This window comes from Psychrobacter sp. 16-MNA-CIBAN-0192, from assembly GCF_040309565.1.
In the GTDB taxonomy this organism is placed as follows: Bacteria; Pseudomonadota; Gammaproteobacteria; order Pseudomonadales; family Moraxellaceae; genus Psychrobacter.
Window position 1 is genome coordinate 1 of record NZ_JBEOOX010000113.1, and the last position, 289, is coordinate 289.

The 289-nt window shown below is 44.3% G+C and carries 1 protein-coding gene; it reads left to right on the forward strand.

The features are described from left to right. Positions 1-289, forward strand: a 289-nt coding sequence (locus AAEY78_RS12565) for a hypothetical protein (protein WP_352339669.1), incomplete at both ends; no start/stop codon positions are given.

A 289-nucleotide genomic window follows, 5' to 3' on the forward strand; every position in this document is an offset into this window, starting at 1 on the left:
TGTTAACTCTGCACTTAATTCTGCAGCCGTTAAATCAGATATGACGGGTCCTTTAAGCTCTGGGCTTAGTCGTTCTGCCGCTTCAGTTGAAGCGACTTCAGCGATGAACGTCGATCCCGAGACTATTTTAGGTGATAACGATCGCATTAATAGCAATGTTCAAGTAGATACTGATAATGCCAAAGTACTGGCAAAAGCTGATTTTTCAGTGGTATTAGACTCCTTAGCGATAAAGCGCGCCTCCGGTGAGCCTTCAACCCACTTAACCCCAGCTAATTTTGGCTTAGAT